20 protein-coding genes are annotated in these 19456 nt (G+C 68.4%); 2 read left to right on the forward strand and 18 right to left on the reverse strand.

Translation table 11 applies throughout. The features are described from left to right. Positions 1–16: 16 nt before the first annotated feature. The 15 genes from RQG77_RS16960 to infC all read right to left on the reverse strand — a co-directional run bounded on the left by RQG77_RS16960 (position 17) and on the right by infC (position 14576). Positions 17–982, reverse strand: coding sequence for an NAD-dependent epimerase/dehydratase family protein (locus RQG77_RS16960; protein WP_311245786.1), 966 nt, complete (start codon positions 980–982; stop codon positions 17–19). Between the two features lie 64 nt (positions 983–1046). Continuing rightward, positions 1047–1763, reverse strand: coding sequence for a DUF402 domain-containing protein (locus RQG77_RS16965; protein WP_311245787.1), 717 nt, complete (start codon positions 1761–1763; stop codon positions 1047–1049). A 136-nt stretch (positions 1764–1899) separates the two neighbouring features. Beyond that, positions 1900–4404 (reverse strand): phenylalanine--tRNA ligase subunit beta, encoded by a 2505-nt coding sequence (pheT, locus tag RQG77_RS16970; protein WP_311245788.1) that lies wholly within the window; start codon positions 4402–4404, stop codon positions 1900–1902. Further along, positions 4404–5444 (reverse strand): phenylalanine--tRNA ligase subunit alpha, encoded by a 1041-nt coding sequence (pheS, locus tag RQG77_RS16975; RefSeq protein WP_311245789.1) that lies wholly within the window; start codon positions 5442–5444, stop codon positions 4404–4406. The genes pheT and pheS overlap by 1 nt, the downstream gene beginning before the upstream one ends. A gap of 48 nt (positions 5445–5492) precedes the next feature. Next, complete coding sequence (locus tag RQG77_RS16980) at positions 5493–6434, reverse strand: amino acid ABC transporter permease (protein WP_311245790.1); 942 nt, start codon at positions 6432–6434, stop codon at positions 5493–5495. Then, the gene (locus tag RQG77_RS16985; RefSeq protein WP_056513061.1) at positions 6431–7087 is read right to left on the reverse strand and encodes an amino acid ABC transporter permease; all 657 of its coding nucleotides are present in this window, start codon (positions 7085–7087) and stop codon (positions 6431–6433) included. The genes RQG77_RS16980 and RQG77_RS16985 overlap by 4 nt, the downstream gene beginning before the upstream one ends. Before the next feature lie 60 nt (positions 7088–7147). Further along, positions 7148–8056 (reverse strand): glutamate ABC transporter substrate-binding protein, encoded by a 909-nt coding sequence (locus RQG77_RS16990; RefSeq protein WP_311245791.1) that lies wholly within the window; start codon positions 8054–8056, stop codon positions 7148–7150. A 61-nt stretch (positions 8057–8117) separates the two neighbouring features. Next, positions 8118–8867 carry an amino acid ABC transporter ATP-binding protein gene (locus tag RQG77_RS16995; RefSeq protein WP_396653426.1) on the reverse strand — a complete coding sequence of 250 codons (750 nt, stop codon included), beginning with the start codon at positions 8865–8867 and terminating at the stop codon, positions 8118–8120. Between the two features lie 353 nt (positions 8868–9220). Further along, positions 9221–10168 (reverse strand): TAXI family TRAP transporter solute-binding subunit, encoded by a 948-nt coding sequence (locus tag RQG77_RS17000; RefSeq protein WP_311245885.1) that lies wholly within the window; start codon positions 10166–10168, stop codon positions 9221–9223. Positions 10169–10197: 29 nt separating this feature from the next. Continuing rightward, on the reverse strand, positions 10198–11574 hold the full coding sequence (locus tag RQG77_RS17005; protein WP_311245792.1) for a HAMP domain-containing sensor histidine kinase: 1377 nt from the start codon (positions 11572–11574) through the stop codon (positions 10198–10200). 6 nt (positions 11575–11580) lie between these two features. Further along, entirely contained in the window at positions 11581–12249 is a 669-nt protein-coding gene (locus tag RQG77_RS17010; protein WP_311245793.1) for a response regulator transcription factor, read from the reverse strand. A 74-nt stretch (positions 12250–12323) separates the two neighbouring features. Next, the gene (locus RQG77_RS17015; RefSeq protein ID WP_311245794.1) at positions 12324–13136 is read right to left on the reverse strand and encodes an RNA methyltransferase; all 813 of its coding nucleotides are present in this window, start codon (positions 13134–13136) and stop codon (positions 12324–12326) included. A 102-nt stretch (positions 13137–13238) separates the two neighbouring features. Next, positions 13239–13625: a 50S ribosomal protein L20 gene (gene rplT / locus RQG77_RS17020; protein WP_029262486.1), complete on the reverse strand. Its 387-nt coding sequence runs from the start codon at positions 13623–13625 to the stop codon at positions 13239–13241. A 32-nt stretch (positions 13626–13657) separates the two neighbouring features. Further along, positions 13658–13852 carry a 50S ribosomal protein L35 gene (rpmI, locus tag RQG77_RS17025; RefSeq protein ID WP_017828564.1) on the reverse strand — a complete coding sequence of 65 codons (195 nt, stop codon included), beginning with the start codon at positions 13850–13852 and terminating at the stop codon, positions 13658–13660. 73 nt (positions 13853–13925) lie between these two features. Continuing rightward, positions 13926–14576 carry a translation initiation factor IF-3 gene (gene infC, locus RQG77_RS17030; protein WP_311245886.1) on the reverse strand — a complete coding sequence of 217 codons (651 nt, stop codon included), beginning with the start codon at positions 14574–14576 and terminating at the stop codon, positions 13926–13928. Between the two features lie 232 nt (positions 14577–14808). Between infC and RQG77_RS17035 the strand changes: the two genes are divergently transcribed. After that, positions 14809–15207, forward strand: a complete 399-nt coding sequence (locus tag RQG77_RS17035; RefSeq protein ID WP_056513077.1) for a DUF1844 domain-containing protein — start codon at positions 14809–14811, stop codon at positions 15205–15207. A gap of 170 nt (positions 15208–15377) precedes the next feature. On the opposite strand, the gene RQG77_RS17040 is transcribed toward RQG77_RS17035, so the two are convergent. From RQG77_RS17040 to priA, 3 genes are read right to left on the reverse strand one after another with little or no spacing between them, the layout of a single operon-like run. Further along, complete coding sequence (locus RQG77_RS17040; protein ID WP_311245795.1) at positions 15378–15770, reverse strand: hypothetical protein; 393 nt, start codon at positions 15768–15770, stop codon at positions 15378–15380. A gap of 39 nt (positions 15771–15809) precedes the next feature. Further along, on the reverse strand, positions 15810–16634 hold the full coding sequence (locus RQG77_RS17045; protein ID WP_311245796.1) for an SseB family protein: 825 nt from the start codon (positions 16632–16634) through the stop codon (positions 15810–15812). Then, positions 16618–17364 (reverse strand): bifunctional 1-(5-phosphoribosyl)-5-((5-phosphoribosylamino)methylideneamino)imidazole-4-carboxamide isomerase/phosphoribosylanthranilate isomerase PriA, encoded by a 747-nt coding sequence (priA, locus tag RQG77_RS17050; protein WP_056312186.1) that lies wholly within the window; start codon positions 17362–17364, stop codon positions 16618–16620. The genes RQG77_RS17045 and priA overlap by 17 nt, the downstream gene beginning before the upstream one ends. Positions 17365–18647: 1283 nt before the next feature. On the opposite strand from priA, the gene RQG77_RS17055 reads away from it, so the two are divergent. Continuing rightward, on the forward strand, positions 18648–19448 hold the full coding sequence (locus RQG77_RS17055) for an AAA family ATPase (RefSeq protein ID WP_311245797.1): 801 nt from the start codon (positions 18648–18650) through the stop codon (positions 19446–19448). The last annotated feature ends 8 nt before the right edge of the window (positions 19449–19456 follow it).

Raw genomic sequence — 19456 nt, forward strand, 5'->3', positions numbered from 1 at the left:
TAGCGACGACCGGAGATCACCCTCGCCGCTGCAGCAGCTCCAGCTCGTCGGCACGGGTGAGCCCCGCGCGCCTGTCACGGTCGATCCCTCGCTCCTGCTCGTCGGCGATGACGGCCGAGACGGTCTCGCCGAGCGGTCGCAGGGTGCCGCCCGCGGCACGGTACCGGGCGTTGGTGCGGGTCATGAAACCGGTCATCTCGGCGGGCAGCCAGAGCGGCAGCGAGCGCTCCCCCGCCCAGTACCCGACGCCGTTCTCGATCAGCCACTCGTCATCGGCCGTCACCGTGTCGCTCCCGTGTGCGGCGCTCCGCCGCACGGTCGCGAGCACCTCGGCGAGCGGATGCCGGTCGCCGATCGCGTTGACGACGCCGGTGGCATGCGTCGTGGCGACGAACTCCGACAGATCGTCGACGTCGATCACCTGCGCGCTGCGCCCCTCGGCGTTCGGCAGCAGAACGGGCCCGTCGACCGCGCGCAGGAAGGCCGCAGCCCAGTATCCGAAACGATCGCTCGGGTCGCCCTCGCCGACGATCAGCCCGGGGCGCACGATCAGCGCTCGCTCACCGAGCGCACGCACGGAGTTCTCGGCCGCGACCTTCTGCGCGCCGTACTCGTATTCGTCACCCGGCTCCGCCGGTGCATGCACGGGTGCCGTCTCGTCGGTTCCCACCGCCTCGTCGTCGGAGTAGACCGACATCGACGAGACATAGGTCCAGCGGGCGGCCCGTTCCCCGAGCGCGGTCACCGCCGCCTCGACGTGCGCCGCATTCGATGAGACATCGATCACGTGGTCCCAGTCACGACCCGCCACGGCGTCGTAGGCCGCGGGGTCATCCCGGTCGGCCAGCACGAGGCTCGCCCCCTCGGGAGACGGGCGTCCTCCCCGTGCGAGGCACATCACGCTCGAACCGTTCACCAGCATCCGTCGGGCGATCCGGCCCGACAGCCAGCCCGTTCCGCCGAGGATCAGTACGTCTGTCATGCACCCATGCCATCAGCATCCGTCCACGAGGGGAAGGGTCTTCCGCTCAGGGCGGATGCCGTGCTCACGACCTGCGCAGTTCGCCCAGCCCGGCAAGCACCGGAACGGTCCACGAGGACTCAGGGCGCCAGTCCCGCCACTCCGGATCGAACGGCCACTCGCCCGCATGGAACGACTCGATCGCGGCATCCGCGTGTCGTTCGATCTGAGCGGCCTGCTCGCGCGTGAGGCGCCCCTGCGCGATCGCGGCGACGAGCTCGTCCTCGTCCTTGAGGTGCACGCGGCCGTCCGGCTCGATCTCGACGTCGAGGATGTGATCCGACGAGTAGGTGTCGCGGTCGGTGCGCAGATGCGCGTTCTCGAGGTTCACGTACCATCCGGCGAACTGCCAGTCCGGTCCGCTCACCTCGCTCCAGAACAACCACACCGACCACGCGGCGCCCGCCGGGGCGATGCGCAGGATGCCGTTGCCCCACCACTCCTCGACGATCCGCGTCCGGGGGTCGAGCCAGCGGCGATCCAGGGGAACAGTGCGAACCCGCTCACCCTCGGGCGTCCCCTGCCCCTCCTGGAGGGTCCCTGGAGCGAGCCACGCCACGAGCCCGCGCTCGTCGTCGCGCACCACGCGCATGGGTGTGATGGTCGACGCGTCACCCGGCTGCCAGCCCGGCTTCCGGTAGTGCCAGTCGATCTGATCGCCCGGCTGCAGGAAGGGCCCCTCGCCCATCGCCCTGACGCCGTCCGGCACCGCCGCAGGGGTGCTGTGGGGAAGGATGCTCATCACGACACGGTACCTCGGAGGTCCACCGAGCTCAGGTCGGCTCGGCGGCGAACATCGCATCCGGAGCGAACACGCGCACGCGGACTGCACCACTCGGGTGAAGTCCGCGTGCGCGTCGTTTCAGGCGCGGCCGCTGTCAGTCGCGCAGCGTGGCGCCGAAGCGTTCGGACGCGACGGCGACACCGGCGAGCTTCGCCTCTGTGGCCTCGGCAGCCGTGAGCGTGCGGTCGTCGGCGCGGAACCGCAGCGCGAACGTGAGGCTCTTCTCCCCCGCCGATAGGCCCTCTCCCCGGTAGTCGTCGACGAGACGGATCGCCTCGAGCAGCGCACCGGCTCCTTCCGCCAGCGCGGCACGGACAGCGCCCGCCGGCACGTCGGCGCCGAGCACGAGCGAGACGTCCTGCGTAGCGGCGGGGAACGTCGAGAGGGAGGCAGCCACGGCACGGGAGTCAGCCAGCGCCAGGATGCCGTCGAGGTCGAGCTCGAGCACCGTGGCCCGACCGGGAAGGTCGGCGCCGGCGGCGACCTCGGGGTGGAGCTCGCCGACATACCCGACCTCGACGTCACCCACCGAGAGGACGCCGGTACGCCCGGGGTGCAGCGCGGCACGCTGCCCCTGGACGACGTCGATGTCGACGCCCGCTGCCGCGGCGATGACGCGGGCAGCGTCGAGCGCCTCGGACAGGCCTGCCGGCTCTGCGGCGCGGCCGGGCTGGCGCGCGACGACGTTGCCGGTGAGCAGCACCGCCACGTGCCGGTGCTGCGGCGGGATCGACTCATTCAGGGCGGCGAGCGTCTCGTCCGACGGACGCGCCCCGAGCGGAGGCACCTCGTCGGTGCCGTACTCGACACCCGGCTCCGGGAGGAAGACGACACCGGTCTCGAACAGCGCGAGGTCGGTGAGACCGCGGGAGATGTTGCGATGCGCGGTCTGCAACAGCCCGGGGATCAGCGAGCGACGCAGGAACGGAGCAGAGCCGTCGAGCGGGTTCGCGAGCCGGATGCTGGGCAGGTGCGCGCCCGACGCCGAACCGTGCAGGTCGTTCTCGACCTCGGTCGTGAACGGGAACGACGGCGTCTCGACGAAACCGGCGGCGGCGAGTGCGTCGGCGACCCGACGACGGCCCTGCTGGTGCGCGGTCAGCCCGCGACCCGAGGGCGGCGTGGGCAGCACAGAGGGGATGCGGTCGAGCCCGTGGATGCGCGCGACCTCTTCGGCGAGCGACCACTTGTCGGTGAGGTCGGGGCGCCAGGTCGGCGGTATGACGGTCCAGCCGGCATCCGTCTCGGTGACCTCGCCACCGATGGTCGTCAGCGCCCCCTCGATCTCGGCGTCGGTGTAGTCGACGCCGATGAGGCCCTGCACGAATCCCTTCGGCAGATCGATGTCGGCGACGAAGACCTCGGCGAACAGCGCGCCGCCCTCTTCGGTGAGCGTGCCGCCGGCGAACTCGACCATCAGGTCGGCGGCGCGACGAGCGGCGACGAACGGCACGAGCGGATCGACGCCGCGCTCGAAGCGTTTGGAGGCCTCACTCGGCAGCTTGTGCCGGCGGGCGGTGCGCGCGATCGTGATCGGGTCGAACGTCGCCGCCTCGATGAGCACGTTGTGCGTGGTGTCGCTCATCTCGGTGGTGCCGCCGCCCATGACACCGGCAAGGCCGATCGGGCCCGACTCATCCGTGATGAGCAGATCCTCGGCGTGGAGCGCGCGCTCCTGGCCGTCGAGGGTCGTCATCTTCTCGCCGGCGGTCGCACGGCGCACCGTGATCCCCCCCGCGAGCTTGTCGAGGTCGTACCCGTGCAGCGGCTGACCGAGCTCGAGCATCACGTAGTTGGTGATGTCGATCAGGATGCCGAGCGAGCGCATGCCCGCAAGAGACAGGCGAGCGATCATCCACGGCGGGGTCGGCCGCGACGGGTCCACGTCGCGGACCACACGGGTGACGAACTCGCTCGCACCGACGCGTCCGCGGATGGGAGCGGCGTCGTCGACGACCGCCGTGTGGCCGGTACCGGGCTGGAGCTCGGCGAAGTCGCGCTCGGCCGGGTCGCGGAAGGCCGCGCCGGTCGCGTGCGAGTACTCGCGGGCGACGCCTCGGAGCGAGAACGCGTACCCGCGGTCAGGGGTGACGTTGATCTCGACCGCGACGTCGTCGAGCCCGAGCAGCGCGATGGCATCGGTGCCGACAGGCGCGTCGATGCCGAGGTCGGCGAGCACGAGGATGCCGTTGTGCTCGTCGCCGAGACCCAGCTCGCGCGCCGACGCGATCATGCCGTCCGACACATGACCGTACGTCTTGCGCGCGGCGATCGGGAACGGGCCGGGCAGCACGGCACCGGGCAAGGTCACGACGACCTTGTCGCCGGCGACGAAGTTGTGCGCACCGCAGACGATCCCGCGGATGCCGCCGTTCGCCTCTCCGACGTCGACCTGGCACCAGTTGATCGTCTTGCCGTTCGACTGGGGCTCCGCCTCGAGGGAGACGACCTGACCGACGACCACGGGACCGGAGATCTCGAAGCGGTGCACGTCCTCCTCTTCGAAGCCGACGGTGACCATCGCCGCCAAGACGTCCTCGGGCGTCGCATCCGCTGCCAGATCGACGTACTCACGCAGCCACGAAAGCGGGACGCGCATCACACCACCATCCCGTACTGCTCGCTGAATCGGACATCGCCCTCTGCCATGTCACGCATGTCCTGCACATCGCTGCGGAACATCAGTCCGCGCTCGACGCCCATCCCGAATGCGAAGCCGCTGTAGACATCGGGATCGATCCCGGCCGCCCGCAAGACGTTCGGGTTGATCATTCCGCAACCGCCCCACTCGATCCATCGGGCGCCGCCCTTGAAGGTCGGGTGCCACAGATCGAGCTCGGCGGACGGCTCGGTGAAGGGGAAGAAGTTCGTGCGGAAGCGCGTTTTCGCCTCCGGACCGAAGAGCTGGCGCGCGACGTGGTCGAGCGTGCCCTTGAGGTGTGCCATCGAGATGCCCTTGTCGACGACGAGACCTTCGAACTGGGTGAAGACGGGGAGGTGGGTCGCATCGAACTCGTCGGTGCGGTACACGCGGCCGGGGCACAGCACGTAGATCGGCACGTCGCGGTCGAGCATCGACCGCACCTGCACGGGGCTGGTGTGCGTGCGCATCACGAGGTGGCGCGACGGCGGGTCGACGTAGAACGTGTCCTGCTCCTGGCGGGCGGGGTGATCGACGTCGAAGTTCAGGGCGTCGAAGTTGAACCACTCGTGCTCGAGTTCGGGTCCCTCCGCGATCTCCCACCCCATGCCGACGAAGATGTCGGAGATCTGCTCGCTGAGCAGAGTCAGCGGATGCCGTGCGCCGACGCGCGTGCGCGAGGGCACTGCGGTGATGTCGACGCGCTCTGACTCGAGGCGCGCGGCGACCTCCGCGGTCGCGAGCTCGGCCTCTTTGGCGGCGAGCGCCTTGGTGACCTGGCCGCGGCCCTGGCCGACGAGCTTGCCGAACGCGGCCTTGTTCTCGGGAGCCACCTGGCGCATCGACGCGTTCAGCACCGCCAGAGGCGATCCTTCTGCGACGTGAGCGGTACGGGTGGCCTTCAGCTCGGCCGTATCGGCGGCTGCGGCGATCGCTTCGAGCGCCGCTGCGACAGCGGCCTCGACTGCTTCCGGGGTGATTTCGGGAGACTCAGACACGAGACAGGAGTCTACCGGCGCGGGGCGGTCGCCCCGCGCCGGTAGAGGTCACTTCGGATCGGAGCTGTCCAGCCCGCCTACGCCGCCGGTTCCACCGAATCCGCTGCCTCCGCGCTGCAGAGTGATCAGCTCGGTGTCCGTTCCGTCGCCATGCTGGCGGGGATCCTCTGCGGCGTGGATGGCCTGCACCTTCGGCGAGCGCCGGGTGCTGATCTCGACCCGACGTGCGATGCCCGAGAGGATCAGGCACATGATGATGTAGATGCCGCCGATCACGAACGCCGACTGCAGAATGGGGCGCCCCTGCTGCGAGGTCAGCTGCTTGGCGTAGTACAGCAGTTCGGGGTAGGTGATGATGAACCCGAGTGCGGTGTCCTTCATGGTGACGACGAGCTGCGCCACGATCACCGGCAGCATCGCTCGGATGGCCTGCGGCAGCAGGATGAGTCCCATCACACCGCTCTTGCGCAGGCCGATCGCGTATCCGGCTTCCTTCTGCCCGCGGGGCAGCGACTCGACTCCGGCGCGCAGCACCTCGGCGAGGACGGATCCGTTGTAGGCCATGAGGGCGAGCACGACGGCCCAGTACGGGTCCATCTTGATGCCGATCACAGGAAGCCCGTAGTAGAGCAGCATCATGAAGACCAGCACGGGCACGGCTCGGAACAGCTCGGTGACCGCGGTGACCGGGATGCGGATCCACGCACGGTCGGACAGCCGACCGATCGCGAGCAGGAATCCGACGATGATGCTCAGGAGCGCAGCGAAGCCGAAAGCGGCGAGGGTGTTGCCGAGCGCCTTGAGGATGCCCATCCACACGTTGGCGAAGGTGAAGACGTACCACTTCTCGGCCGAGAACTGACCGGTCTCCACCATCCGGAGGACCACGAATCCGACCGCGACGAGGACGAGGACGACCGTGAGGACGGCGATGATGCGGTTGCGGGCGATCGCCCGGGGACCCGGGACGTCGTACAGTACGGAACTCATCGCGCGATCCTCCATCGATTCTCGAGATATCGCTGCAGCCAGCTCAACAGCAGCACCAGGGCGACGAACACCACGGCGACCCAGAGCAGGACCTCCATGGGGTTGCCGGGTCGGTCGGCGGAGTCGTTGACCGTCGAGCGCAGTGCGGCGAGCTCGGCGACCGAGAACCCGGCGGCGACGGTCGTGTTCTTCAGCAGGGCGATGAACACGCTCATCATCGGCGGGACCACGGAGCGGAACGCCTGCGGAAGGATCACGAGACCCATCACCTGCCCGAAAGGCAGGCCGATCGCTCGTGCGGCCTCGGCCTGGCCGACCGGAACGGTGTTGATTCCCGCCCTCAGCACCTCCGCCACGTAGGTGGCGGTGTAGATGCCGATCGCGAGGATGCCGAGCACCAGGTTCGACAGCTCGGGGAGGCCCAGCTGCGGGTACCCGAAGATGAAGAAGAAGAACACGAGGGTGAGCGGGGTGTTGCGTACGGTGTTGACGTACACGGTGCCGACGCCCCGGGCGATCGGTACCGGAGATACGCGCATCGCTCCGACGATGAGACCGAGGATCAGTGCGATGACCCCACCGGCGAAGAACACGAGCAGCGTGTTGCTGATCGCCTCTCCCCAGAGATCGAGGTTGCCGAAGATGACGTCCACGCCACCCTCCCTTCTTCAGACTGTGTGGGCGGCCTCCCGAAGGAGGCCGCCCAGGTCAGATCAGTACGCGTCGACTTCGGGCTGCTCGACCTCGATGCCGCTGGAGCCGAGGTTCGCGTCGAAGATCGCCTGCCAGATGTCGCCACCGTCGGTGAAGAGCTCGTTGATGTGCGTGCGCAGTGCGTCGTCGCCCTTGGTGAGGCCGACGCCGTAGCGCTCCTCGGTGAAGAGGCCGCCGGTGACCTTCACGTCATCCGGGTACTGAGCCGCGTAGCCGATCAGGATCGCCTGGTCGGTGGTGACCGCGTCGACCTTGCCGTCGATCAGATCCTGGACGCAGGCGGAGTACAGGTCGTACTCCTGCGTCGTGATGTCGGGGAAGTTCGCCTTGATGTTCTGGATCGGCGTCGAGCCGGTCGCAGAGCACACGGTCTTGCCGTTGAAGTCCTCGAGCGCCTCGGCGTCGTCCGCATCTGCCGCGACCAGGAGGCCCTGGCCGGTGATGAAGTACGGGCCGGCGAAGTCGATGAGCTCCTTGCGCTTGTCGTTGATCGAGTAGGTGCCGACGTAGTAGTCGATGTCACCGTTGGTGATCGCCTGCTCGCGGTTCGCCGAGGCGATCGGCTTGAACTCGATCTTGTCCTCGTCGTAGCCGAGCGAGGCCGCGATCCACCGGGCGATGTCGACATCGAAGCCGGTGCGCTCCCCCGTCGTGACGTCGAGGTAGCCGAGGCCGGGCTGGTCTTCCTTGACGCCGACGATGACCTTGTCGCGCTCCTGGATGGCGTCGAACGTCGGGCTGCCCTCGAGCTGCACGTCTTCGGCGACCTCGAACCAGGTGGAGTCCTCACCCTCGTCGCCGCCGGTTCCGGCGCCGGGGCTGGACGGGCTGCCGCTGTTGCAGGCGGTCAGCGCGAACAGTGCCACCGTCGCGATCCCGATTCCTGCCAGTGTGCGTGTGCGTCGCATGTGCGTCTCCTTCGTGTGCTGTGTGTGCAAAGGTCTGTGAAGCTCGGGGCTGTCTGGCTCGTCAGTGCGTGAGGAGCTTGGAGAGGAAGTCCTTGGCGCGATCGCTCTTCGGGTTCGTGAAGAACTCCTCGGGAGTCGCCTCCTCCACGATCCGCCCGTCGGCCATGAAGACCACGCGGTTGGCGGCCTTGCGCGCGAAGCCCATCTCGTGGGTCACGACGATCATGGTCATTCCGTCGTGGGCGAGCTCGACCATCACGTCGAGTACCTCGTTGATCATCTCGGGGTCGAGCGCACTGGTCGGCTCGTCGAAGAGCATGACCTTGGGCTGCATGGCGAGAGCACGCGCGATCGCCACGCGCTGCTGCTGTCCGCCCGAGAGCTGAGCGGGGAGCTTCGATGCCTGCTGGGCGACCCCGACGCGCTCGAGGAGCGTCATCGCCTCCTTGTCGGCGTCCGCCTTCTTCATGCCACGGACCTTGATCGGCCCGAGCGTGACGTTCTCGAGGATCGTCAGGTGCGCGAAGAGGTTGAACGACTGGAACACCATGCCGACGTCGGCGCGCAGGTTCGCGAGCCCCTTGCCCTCGGCGGGGAGCGCCTTGCCGTCGATGCTGATCGTGCCACTCGTGATCGTCTCGAGCCGGTTGATCGTGCGACACAGCGTCGACTTACCCGAGCCGGAGGGGCCGATCACGACGACGACCTCGCCGGCGTTCACCGTGAGATCGATATCCGTGAGCGCCTGGAAGTCGCCATAGTGCTTCTGGACGTTGTCGACCACGACGAGAGGCTTACCAGAGGTCATCATTTCTCCAAACTAGCCAGGTCGGTCACGTGGCTCCATACAGGTGCGTCGACATTTACACGTTCGTAACCACGAGAGGGGTGGGATCGCACGGGAGCACCGGAGTGCCCCACGGCCCGCCCCCGCGAACCGTGGGGGCGTCCCTGCCGCCCCGTTCCTCCCCCAGGCGGGACGAAACGGCAAGCCTCCGATCGGATCCGATCACGAGACGATCCGAGGGATGGACGGAGCCCGCGCCTGCATGAGGGGCGTGGGCTCTGTGGCATCTGAATTCTCCGTCGAATCGATCGCGATCGACCCCCAGATTGGCAGAGGCCCACGTGCGCGAGCGGACTTCTTGAGGATTTCTTGAGGGCTCAGTCGCGCTGGTCCCGGTAGTACTCGATCGCCCCGGGGTGCAGATCGACGGGCCCCGTGAAGATCGCCTGCCTGCGGTCGAGCAGGGCGGCGGCGGGGACCTCCTGCGCGATCCGGGTTCTGGCGCCGAAGAGGCCGGTGAGGATATCGCGTACAACGGCATCCGGTGCGTCCGATGCTGCGACGAGGTAGTTCGGGACTGCCATCGTGGGCTGCGATTCGTCGAGCCCGTAGAGACCGACGGGGAAGTCCGACGGACGATATGCATCGGAGTAGCGCGCGTTGATCGCGTTCACCCAGGTCTGATCGATCGGCACCAGCCGCACGGGAGTCGTCATCGCGAGTTCCGCGATGCCCGGAGTGGGGATCCCGCCGACCCAGAAGAACCCGTCGATCTCGGAGCGCTCGAGCGCCCCGATCGATTCGCGGAGGCCGAGTTCCGGGTCGCTGATCGACGTGATGTCGACGCCCGCCGCATCCAGCGCGCGAGCGGCGATGACATGCACACCGGAGTTCTCCGCGCCGAGCGATACCGTCATCCCGGAGAGGTCGGCGAGGTCGACGATGTCCGAATCCGCGCGGACGACCACGTGCAGGTACTCGTCGTAGAGGCGCGCGACGGCACGCACCGGCAGAGGCTCGTCGAAGGCGCCGGAACCCGCGACGGCATCCGCCGCCGCATCGCCCTGGGCGAAGCCGAGAAGCGCCTCTCCGGAGCTCACTCGCAGGAGGTTGTCGACAGAGCCCGCCGACTCCTCCGCAGCGATGTCGACGTCGAGCGACGCCGAGAGCTCGTCGGCGAGCTCAGAACCGTAGGCGAAATAGACCCCGTCGGATCCGCCGCTCGCGATCTCGTATCGAGAGTCGTCCCATTCGCTCGCCCGCGTACTGCAGGCGCTCGACGCTCCGACGACCACCAGCATGGCGAGCGTCGCCGAGATCCGCATCAAGCGCCGACGCGCGCTGCCCCGCCGACTCATTTCGCGGCTCCGTCCGGGAGCAGCAGAGTCACCAGCAGGCCGCCGCCCTCGGGCGACTCGACCCGCAGCTCGCCGCCGATCGACCCGAGCAGGTCGGTGGCTATCGCGAGGCCGAGTCCCGACCCCGGCGTCTCGCCACTGTCGTCGCTGCGCCAGAATCGATCGGCCGCGTTCGCGGCCTGCTCAGGACTGAGCCCAGGACCGTGATCGCGGACGACAAGCCGACACAGGTCGCCGTCGCGACGCGCACCGATCTCGACCACCGCTCCCGCGGGCGAGAACTTGACCGCGTTGTCGATGACCGCATCGAGTGCGCTCTCGACGATCGTGCGATCGGTGACGCTCATCACCGGGTCGCCTCCGGTCGCGTGAGTGCGGATCCCCCGCTGGGATGCCACCTCGCTCCATGCATCGGCTCGCCTCGTCGCGAGTGTCGTCAGGTCGACGGCCGAGATGGTGGTGTCCGCGCGTCCGCCTCGAGCGAGTCCGAGCAGGGTCTCGAGGATTCGAGCCATCCGCCGCCCTTCCTCCCTCGTCTCCTCGACGTCGTCGTCCCAGTCGGGGTCGAGACCTGTCGAGAGATGCTCCACGCGCAGCAGCAGCGCATTGAGCGGATTCCGCAACTCGTGCGAAGCATTGAGCGCGAACTCCTGCTGTCGCGTCATGACCCTCTCGATCTCATCCGCCATGCCGTTGAACACACGGGTCATCCTGCGCAGCTCCGGCGGTCCCGTGTCCTCCGCGACCCGAGCATCCATCTCGCCGCGTTCGATCGCGATCATGGCCTCGTCCAGGCGGCGCACGGGAGACAGCACCCACCGCGCGAGCTGGAAGACGAGAAGCACTCCGAGGCGGATCGACACGACCGCCACGACCGCCAGCGCGAGCACCTGCTGCACGATCTCGGTGCGCGGCGCCTCGCCATCCGCCGACACCATCACCGCGCCGATGACGTCGCCGTCGTCGAAGACGGGTTCGACGATCGAGGATTCCGCCATTCCCCAGGGGAACACCGGTTCAGGGGCCTCCGCCCGACGGCCCGAGAGAGCGAGCCGGACCCGAGCGGCTTCGTCCTCGGCGATCATCGCGGCATCGTTGTTCCCCGCGGCCCAGATGCTCCCCGTCAGATCGAACACCACGACATCGATGCCGTAGACCTGCTCGAAACGTCTGACCTCGGCGTCGATCACCGTGGCGCTCCCCGAGCGCAGCGCCTGACGCGCACTGGTCACGAAATACCCGACGTCACCGAGCTGCTCGGTGTAGAACGTCTGCTGGACGCTGCGGGTAGCGCTCCACGCCGCGGCACCGCCCAGCGACAACAGGATCGCGACCAGCGGAACGAGGAACACGACGATGAGACGCCTGCGCATCCGACGCTACCCCGCCAGCCGGTAGCCGACGCCACGCACGGTCTCGATGAGGCTGCGCTGGCCGGCCTTGCGCCGGATCGCGCCGACATGCACCTCCAGCGAGTGTCCGAAGCCCCGCCAGTCGGTGTTCCACACCTCGCGGATGAGGCGCTCCTTCGGCACGGCGACACCTGGATACCTGGCGAGGACCGCGACGATGTCGAACTCCTTGCGGGTGAGCTCGATCGGCTCCCCTCCGATGATCACCTGGCGGGCGATGAGGTCGATCTCGACCTCATCGTCCTGCAGCAGCACCCGCGCCTCCGACTCCGGGCGCACCGGCCGCGAACGGCGTGTGACCGCCTCGATCCTGGCGAGGAGCTCGTGCACGTCATAGGGCTTGACGACGAAGTCGTCGGCACCGGCACGCAGACCTCTGATGCGCTCCGTGACCTGGTTGCGTGCGGTGACGATGACGATCGGGACCTCCGACCGGCCCCGGATGCGACGGCACAGGTCGATGCCGTCGACGTCGGGGAGCCCCAGGTCGAGCAGGACGACCTCGGTGTCGGCGCCGAGCATCGCCAACGCGGATCCTCCGTCGGCTGCCCTTACCGTGGCATACCCCGACCGCGCGAGAAAGGCCTCGAGCGCAGCGGCGACGCGCTCGTCGTCCTCCACGATCAGAATCCGCATCGACTCCGGGTCCCCTTCTCCGCTCGAGCAGGGACAAACCTATCAGGCGTGCGCGCTCGCCTCGGGCCGGGAGGTCAGGCGAGAGAGTCCGCCCGCTGGGCGAAGGCGCTCTCGTACAGGCAGACGCTCGCCGCGGTCGCGAGGTTCAGCGACTCGGCCCGACCGAAGATGGGGAGCTTGAGCACCTGATCGGCCTGAGCCAGCGCGTCATCCTCGAGACCTCGTGCCTCGTTGCCGAACAGCCACGCGGTCGGCTCCGCCAGGACACCGTCTGCACGCGCCCGCAGCAGATCGTCGCCCTTCACGTCAGCAGCCAGCACCCGCAGCCCGGCGGCGTGCGCCTTCTTCACGACGTCGTCGAGCTCGGCGCCCACAGAAATGGGCAGGTGGAACAGAGAACCTGTGGTGGCCCTGACGACCTTGGGGTTGTAGGGATCCACCGTCCGCCCGGTGAGGATCACCGCATCCGCGCCCGCCGCGTCGGCGGCCCTGATGATCGTGCCGAGATTGCCCGGGTCACGGATCTCCTCGCAGATCGCGACAAGACGAGGAGATGACGCGAAGACGTCGCGCACCGAGGTCGGGGTCTGCCGGACGACCGCGACGAGTCCCTGCGGCGTCACCGTGTCGGCCATCGCATTCAGCACGTATTCCGTGACGTACTCGACCTCGACGTCGGCGTCGGCCGCCTTCGACCGGATGTCGGGATGCTTCTCCCACCCGGTCGCGGTCGCGAAAAGCTCGACGATGGCCTCGGGGCTGTAGGTCAGCGCCTCACGGACGGCCTGGGGACCTTCGAGGAGGTACAGACCCGTCTCACTGCGCGCGCTGCGCTTGGTCAGCTTCGCGACGGCTCGGACTCGGGGCGAACGGGGGTTCTCCAGCACGTTCTCAGTCTAGAGAACCGCAGGCACCTCGCTGCGCACACACCAGGGAAACAACAGAGGACGCCTTCCCGAAGGAGAGCGTCCTCTGTGGTGAAGAGCTGCTTACGCGGCCGACTTCGGAGCGTTGACGTCAGAGGGCAGAGCCTTCTTGGCCGTCTCGACCAGCGTCGTGAAGGTCGCTGCGTCGTTGACCGCGAGGTCGGCGAGCATGCGACGGTCGACGGTGACACCCGCGAGACCGAGGCCCTGGATGAAGCGGTTGTACGTGATGCCGTTCTGGCGTGCAGCGGCGTTGATGCGCTGGATCCACAGGCGACGGAAGTCACCCTTGCGCTTGCGACGGTCACGGTACGAGTAGACCAGCGAGTGGATGACCTGCTCTTTGGCCTTGCGGTACAGGCGCGAACGCTGACCGCGGTAACCCTTTGCGCGCTCGAGGATGACCCGGCGCTTCTTGTGGGCGTTTACCGCCCGCTTGACTCTTGCCATTTTCCTGTGTTCCTATTCGTGCGTTCGGGCGCTCAGCGACCGAGAAGCTTCTTCGCGACCTTGGTGTCAGCCTTCGACAGCACCTGGTCCTGGTTGAGGCGGCGGGTGCGACGGCTCGACTTGTGCTCGAGGTTGTGGCGCATTCCGGCCTGCTGCTTCTTCAGCTTGCCGCTGCCGGTGATCTTGAAGCGCTTCTTAGCACCCGAGTGGGTCTTCTGCTTCGGCATCTTCTCTTCCTTCGTATGGCGCCTTCTCAGGCGACGGTGTCAACCCGCGGTGCGGGAGTCTTGGGGGCGGGAGTTACTCCGCTGCGGCCTCGGCCGGTGCGTCTGCGTCGCTCTTGGCCTCACGAGCAGCCTGCTTGTTCGCCGCGCGCTGTGCGTCGCGAACCGCGTTCTGCTCCTGCTTGGCCTCTGACTTGCTCTTCAGCGGAGCCACGATCATGACCATGTTGCGACCGTCGATGGTCGGGTTCGACTCGACGGTTCCGAGCTCGGCGACATCCTCTGCGAATTTGCGGAGAAGACGGACACCCTGCTCCGGACGCGACTGCTCGCGACCGCGGAAGAGGATCATGGCCTTCACCTTGTCGCCCGCCTTGAGGAAGCCCTCGGCGCGCTTGAGCTTGGTCGTGTAGTCGTGAGCCTCGATCTTCAGGCGGAAGCGGACCTCCTTGAGAATGGTGTTCGCCTGGTTGCGGCGAGCTTCCTTCTCCTTCTGGGCAGCTTCGTACTTGAACTTGCCGTAGTCCATGATCTTGACCACGGGCGGCTTCGAGTTGGGTGCGACCTCGACGAGGTCGAGGTCGGCTTCCTGCGCAAGGCGCAGCGCCGCCTCGATGCGGACGACGCCGATCTGCTCACCCGCGGGGCCGACGAGGCGGACCTCGGGGACGCGGATGCGCTCATTGGTGCGGGGATCGCTGATGCGTAACTCCTTAGACGAGTGGATTCGGCCACCAGGATGCAGTCAGCGTCCCGGGCGAAATCAGAATCGTCCCCCACCCACCGGCATTCAGACGCCGGCTCTGCACCCTGCCTGCCGGATGCATCTGACGACGCGATCCGGTGGAGTGCAAGACCCGGTAGCCTGGAACGGCAAGCGCGGGTGGGAAGTGAATCCTCTTTCGTGCCGGAGCATTACGCTCCGGAGCCCGACAAAGTCTAACAGAAGGCAAGGCGAAGTGACGAACCAGGCATCGGACGAGGCTGCACGCGAGCGCGAAGAGCGCTGGGCCCGACAGGAGGAGGCGGCGTCTTCCGCCACGCGAGACATCGCCGACGTGCCAGCTGTGGAGGTCATCACGACCGCCGCCGTGCACCTCATGAGCGCCGCAGCCGTGAAGCTCGGCCTCGCCGACGACCCGGATGCCGCGGCACAGCTCGACCTCGACGAGGCTCGCAAGCTCATCAACGCCCTGGCCGGCCTCATCACCGCAGGGGCGCCTGAGATCAGCGACATGCATGCCCGCTCTCTCCGCGACGGCCTGCGCTCCCTGCAGCTCGCGTTCCGCGAGGCCTCCACGATCCCCGACCCGATCGGCAAGGGCCCGGGCGAGAAGTGGACGGGGCCGGTCAACTAAGCGGTCTTCCGTTCGGAGCTTGCGGTCCGGGCTCCGGGTGGGTCTTCTCGGGCACAGAGCGGGGACCCTCCACTCCGTGGGCCCCTCCCGATCTGCCCGAGAAGACGCGCCCTGCGCCCTCGCCTCGCGCCCGAGCGTCGCCTGCCCGTCGACCTTTCGCAGTGCTGGGGTCAGGGATGCAGGACGATCGGCGGAGCCGTGGACGGACCGCCACAGCGGTCCGACGAATGCGTCCACGCGATGGCCTCCTGCGTCTCCGCGATCAGGACGCCGGAGCCGTCGTAGACACGCACCGTGATGTCGTCCGGGGCGGCGAAGCCGAAGTGGAAGGTCCCGGCGTCACCCTGTGCGGGCACGGACGGATCCGTCTCCGGAGTCGGTGTCGCCCCGGGGTCCGCCGAACATCCCGCATCCGAGCAGACCTGCAGGAAGACCTCGGGGCCGTAAGCGGACGCGTCGATCTCGACGCCGTTCGACCATCCGATCGCAGGGCACGCGGTCGCGCAGCCCGGCAACAGCAGCGCGACGACGAGTCCGATGACCGCCACTGCTGCTCTGCGCATGCCGCCACCCTATCGACGCGGATACCGCGGCCGCGAGGCTCAGAGCGAGCGTCGCAACTTCACGGTGAGAGAGTCCGCGAGCACCGCGATGCGGTCATCCGCAGCCCAGCGCTGAGCCAGCCGAGCGAGCACCGCGTCGAGGACCTCGCGCTCCAGCCCGTCGACGAGCTCGAGGACGACGATCAGCTCGGGTCCCCGCAGACGCGCATCCGGATCCCCGGCGGCCACCGCCACGTCGATGACCGCGAGCTCGTGGGCGACGCTCTCCTGCAACGCGCCGAAGACCTCGGGAGACAGGAAACTCGGCTCCCACCGGCGCCCCTGAGCTATCGCCCACACAGCGGGGCGACGGAACACGAACTCGGTCTCGGATGTCGGATCGAGCACGATCAGGTCGGTGTCCTCGGCGGATGCCGCCAGCGCCACTCGCGTGGCCTCGACCGGAATCGGCCGCGCGGTCGCATCCCAACGCTGCATCGCCTGGACGGAGGAGAACACGGGCTGCACGCGGCGGCCGTCAGGAGCGGCAACAGTGACGATCGATAGCTCCTGAGTCTTGTCGACCGCGAGCCCGCTGGGCGCCACCCCTTCTTCGCCCTTCTCGGCGATCAGCGGTATCAGCACTCGGGCGGCGCGAAACGCGTCGACCACCTCGGCCTGGGCGCCGGATCCTGCACGGAAGCGCAGGAGCGCGTCGAGGAGTGCGGGGTCGGCAGAGCCGTCATCGCCCGCATGCGGGTTCGACTCGAAGCTGCGCCCCTCCCAGGGCACACCCGCGGAGTCGCCTCGGTTCCCCGCGGCATGATCGTTCGCGCCATGGCCCTCGGGGCCGTGGTCGCAGGCGTCGTCAGTCCCCTGCGACATCCAGAGCCTCAGCCAGCGTGAACGCGCCGGCGTAGAGTGCCTTGCCGACGATCGCACCCTCGACGCCCAGCGGAACCAGCTCGCGGAGCGCGGCGATGTCGTCGAGGTTGGCGATGCCACCGGATGCGACGACGGGCTTCGGAGTGCGCGAGGTCATCTCACGGAGAAGTTCGAGGTTCGGGCCCTTGAGCGTGCCGTCCTTGGTGACGTCGGTGACGACGTAGCGGCTGCAGCCGGCATCCTCGAGGCGCTCGAGAACCTCCCAGAGGTCGCCGCCCTCCTTCGTCCAACCGCGGGCGGCGAGGGTGGTGCCCCGGACATCGAGCCCCACGGCGATCGCCTCGCCGAAGCGACCGATCACGTCGGCCGCCCACTCGGGGTTCTCGAGCGCGGCCGTGCCGAGGTTGATGCGCGTCGCACCGCTCTCGAGAGCGGCCTCGAGCGTGGCGTCGTCACGGATGCCGCCCGACAGCTCGACGTTGACGTTCTTGAACTGCTTGATGACCTTGCGGAGGATCGGGGCATTGCTACCGCGACCGAATGCCGCGTCGAGGTCGACGAGGTGGATCCACTTCGCGCCCTGCGCGACCCACTCCCCTGCCGCGTCCAGCGGGTCGCCGTAGCTGGTCTCGGTGCCGGCCTCGCCCTGCGTGAGGCGGACGGCCTTGCCACCCGCGACATCGACAGCGGGGAGCAGAGTGAGAGAAGGGGACTGCGCGAAGTCGTTCATGACGTCCTCAGGTGAGATGGGAGGGCCGATTCGTCGGCACGAGAGTCGACACTAGCCCGCGCATCCGCCCGCTCCAAAATGATGACGGCAGAGAACGACGGACACCACGCGGTAGCCTCGAAGACGCCCCTGTTCGGTCGGTGAGGAGATGTTCCATGGTGCGCGATGCGGAAGCGCGGGGAAGCGGACCCCTTCGTCGGGGCAATCCGATGCCTCCCGAGGTTCCGGAGGGCGTCGAGCACGCGCAGGGCACGAACGAGGATGCCGCGCAGCGCCCGAACGGTTCGCAGCCGTCTGCTGCCCCCGCAGCAGGCACCGCGGACACCAGCACCGCGAACGATGATGCTGGTGTCGACTGGTCTGCTCCGACGCCACCGCGGTCACCGGCAGCGAGTGCGCCGTCGAACACCCCTGTGCCGGGAACGCGCGCTGCGGCAGCGGCTGCCGCAGCGGCAGCCCCCGCCCTCCCTCAGCCCGATGCACCTGCACCTGCACCTGCACCTGCACCTGCACCGGTGACTCCCGCATCCGCAGAAGCCGGACGACCCGTTCCTCTGACGCCTCCCCCCACTCAGCAGACCCCGCGCACCGAGCCGCAGCTTCCCGTTGCTCCGCCCGCACCTGTGCGTACGGAACCCACGGGAGGACCTTCCGCTGTACCGGCAGCATCGGCTCCGGCGACTTCACCCGCGTCCACTCCGCCCTCCCACCCCGCCGCGGTTCCGCAGACGCCCGGCGCAGCCGTACCCGTCACGCCGACGATCCCGGCGCCGCCTGGGCAGCCGGCAACGGCACCTCTCCGCCCCTCGACCGCAGCGCCAGAGGGAGCGGCGGCAGCACCGAACTTCTCCGCTCCCCCGGCGACCATCCCGTCTGCACCGGCCGCGGGTGCTCCGGACACGCGGCCCACCGCGATCCAGTCGTCACAGTCACCGGTTCCCGCACAACCGCAGCCTCCGGCCCAGGCACAGTCACCGGCCCCGGCACAGTCACCGGCCCCGGCACAGTCACCGGCACAGGCACAGGCACAGGCACAGGCACAGGCACAGGCTCCAGCCGCGGCGGCAGCGACGCCGATCCCGCCCGCAACGCTCGCACCCGGCACCACTGCACCGGCGCAGGCGGAAGCAGCGGCCTCGTCGCGTCGCCGCCAGCGGGAACAGGGAATCGAACGCCGCTCCTTCCTGCAGGAGGAACGCCGGGAGGAACCCGCCCGCCGAGGCGGTCGCGGATTCCTCAATCGCGTCGGGTTCTCTCTCGGCCCCAATGCGCGTGAGCGCGCGGTGCGCGATGACGAACATGAGGTCAGCCGCCATTGGCCGGGTCCGCGCACAGTCGCCGTCGTAAACGGGAAGGGCGGGGCAGGCAAGACCCCCGCCACGGTGCTGCTGTCTGCTGTGTTCGCCCAATACGGCGGTGCCGGCGTGCTGGCTTGGGACAACAATCAGACTCGGGGCACGCTCGGGTGGCGCACCGAGACCGGCGCTCACGACCGCACCCTGCTCGAGCTCCTGCCGCAGACCCAGCGTCTGCTCGGCGCCCAGGGCCAGTCGGCGGACCTGGCGCACTTCGTGCACCACCAGCCGCAGGAGAAGTACGACGTGCTGCGGTCCAAGCCCATCCGGCTCGCTCATGAGAATCGTCTCAGCCCGGCGGATGTGGATTCGATCCACGCGGTCGCTGCGAAGTTCTACCGACTGATCATCATCGATTCGGGCAACGACGAGTCCGACCCGATGTGGTTGCGCATGATCGACCTCGCGGATCAGATCGTCGTCGCGACGACGACGCGTGACGACCACGCCGAGGCGGGAGCGCTCCTTCTCGAAGCGCTCGAGGACCGCGACGAGCGCTCGGCCCGCCTCGCGCGCGAATCCGTCGTCGTGGTCAGTCAGGCCGACCCGAAGGCCTCGTCGGCCGAGGTCGCAGAGGTGGTCGCCGGATACCGCCCGCTGGCGCGCGAAGTCGTCGACATTCCGTTCGATCGCGAGATGGTCGACGGACACCTGCGTCTCCGTGCGCTCTCGGCCCCCACGCAGCAGGCGTGGCTGTCGGCCGCAGCCGCAGTCGCGCGCGGTTTCTGACGCGCAGC

This window comes from Microbacterium sp. WCS2018Hpa-23, assembly GCF_031843845.1.
Taxonomy (GTDB): domain Bacteria; phylum Actinomycetota; class Actinomycetes; order Actinomycetales; family Microbacteriaceae; genus Microbacterium.

Coding starts and splice junctions, on each gene's coding strand:
- RQG77_RS17045 (WP_311245796.1), bottom strand. CDS start 16,634: ATGTCGCAGGGGACTGACGACGCCTGCGACCACGGCCCCGAGGGCCAT.
- RQG77_RS17010 (WP_311245793.1), bottom strand. CDS start 12,249: ATGCGGATTCTGATCGTGGAGGACGACGAGCGCGTCGCCGCTGCGCTC.
- RQG77_RS16965 (WP_311245787.1), bottom strand. CDS start 1,763: ATGAGCATCCTTCCCCACAGCACCCCTGCGGCGGTGCCGGACGGCGTC.
- RQG77_RS17005 (WP_311245792.1), bottom strand. CDS start 11,574: ATGCGCAGGCGTCTCATCGTCGTGTTCCTCGTTCCGCTGGTCGCGATC.
- RQG77_RS16980 (WP_311245790.1), bottom strand. CDS start 6,434: ATGAGTTCCGTACTGTACGACGTCCCGGGTCCCCGGGCGATCGCCCGC.
- rplT (WP_029262486.1), bottom strand. CDS start 13,625: ATGGCAAGAGTCAAGCGGGCGGTAAACGCCCACAAGAAGCGCCGGGTC.
- RQG77_RS16990 (WP_311245791.1), bottom strand. CDS start 8,056: ATGCGACGCACACGCACACTGGCAGGAATCGGGATCGCGACGGTGGCA.
- RQG77_RS17000 (WP_311245885.1), bottom strand. CDS start 10,168: ATGCGGATCTCGGCGACGCTCGCCATGCTGGTGGTCGTCGGAGCGTCG.
- RQG77_RS16995 (WP_396653426.1), bottom strand. CDS start 8,867: ATGATGACCTCTGGTAAGCCTCTCGTCGTGGTCGACAACGTCCAGAAG.
- RQG77_RS16960 (WP_311245786.1), bottom strand. CDS start 982: ATGACAGACGTACTGATCCTCGGCGGAACGGGCTGGCTGTCGGGCCGG.
- RQG77_RS17040 (WP_311245795.1), bottom strand. CDS start 15,770: ATGCGCAGAGCAGCAGTGGCGGTCATCGGACTCGTCGTCGCGCTGCTG.
- priA (WP_056312186.1), bottom strand. CDS start 17,364: ATGAACGACTTCGCGCAGTCCCCTTCTCTCACTCTGCTCCCCGCTGTC.
- rpmI (WP_017828564.1), bottom strand. CDS start 13,852: ATGCCGAAGCAGAAGACCCACTCGGGTGCTAAGAAGCGCTTCAAGATC.
- pheT (WP_311245788.1), bottom strand. CDS start 4,404: ATGCGCGTCCCGCTTTCGTGGCTGCGTGAGTACGTCGATCTGGCAGCG.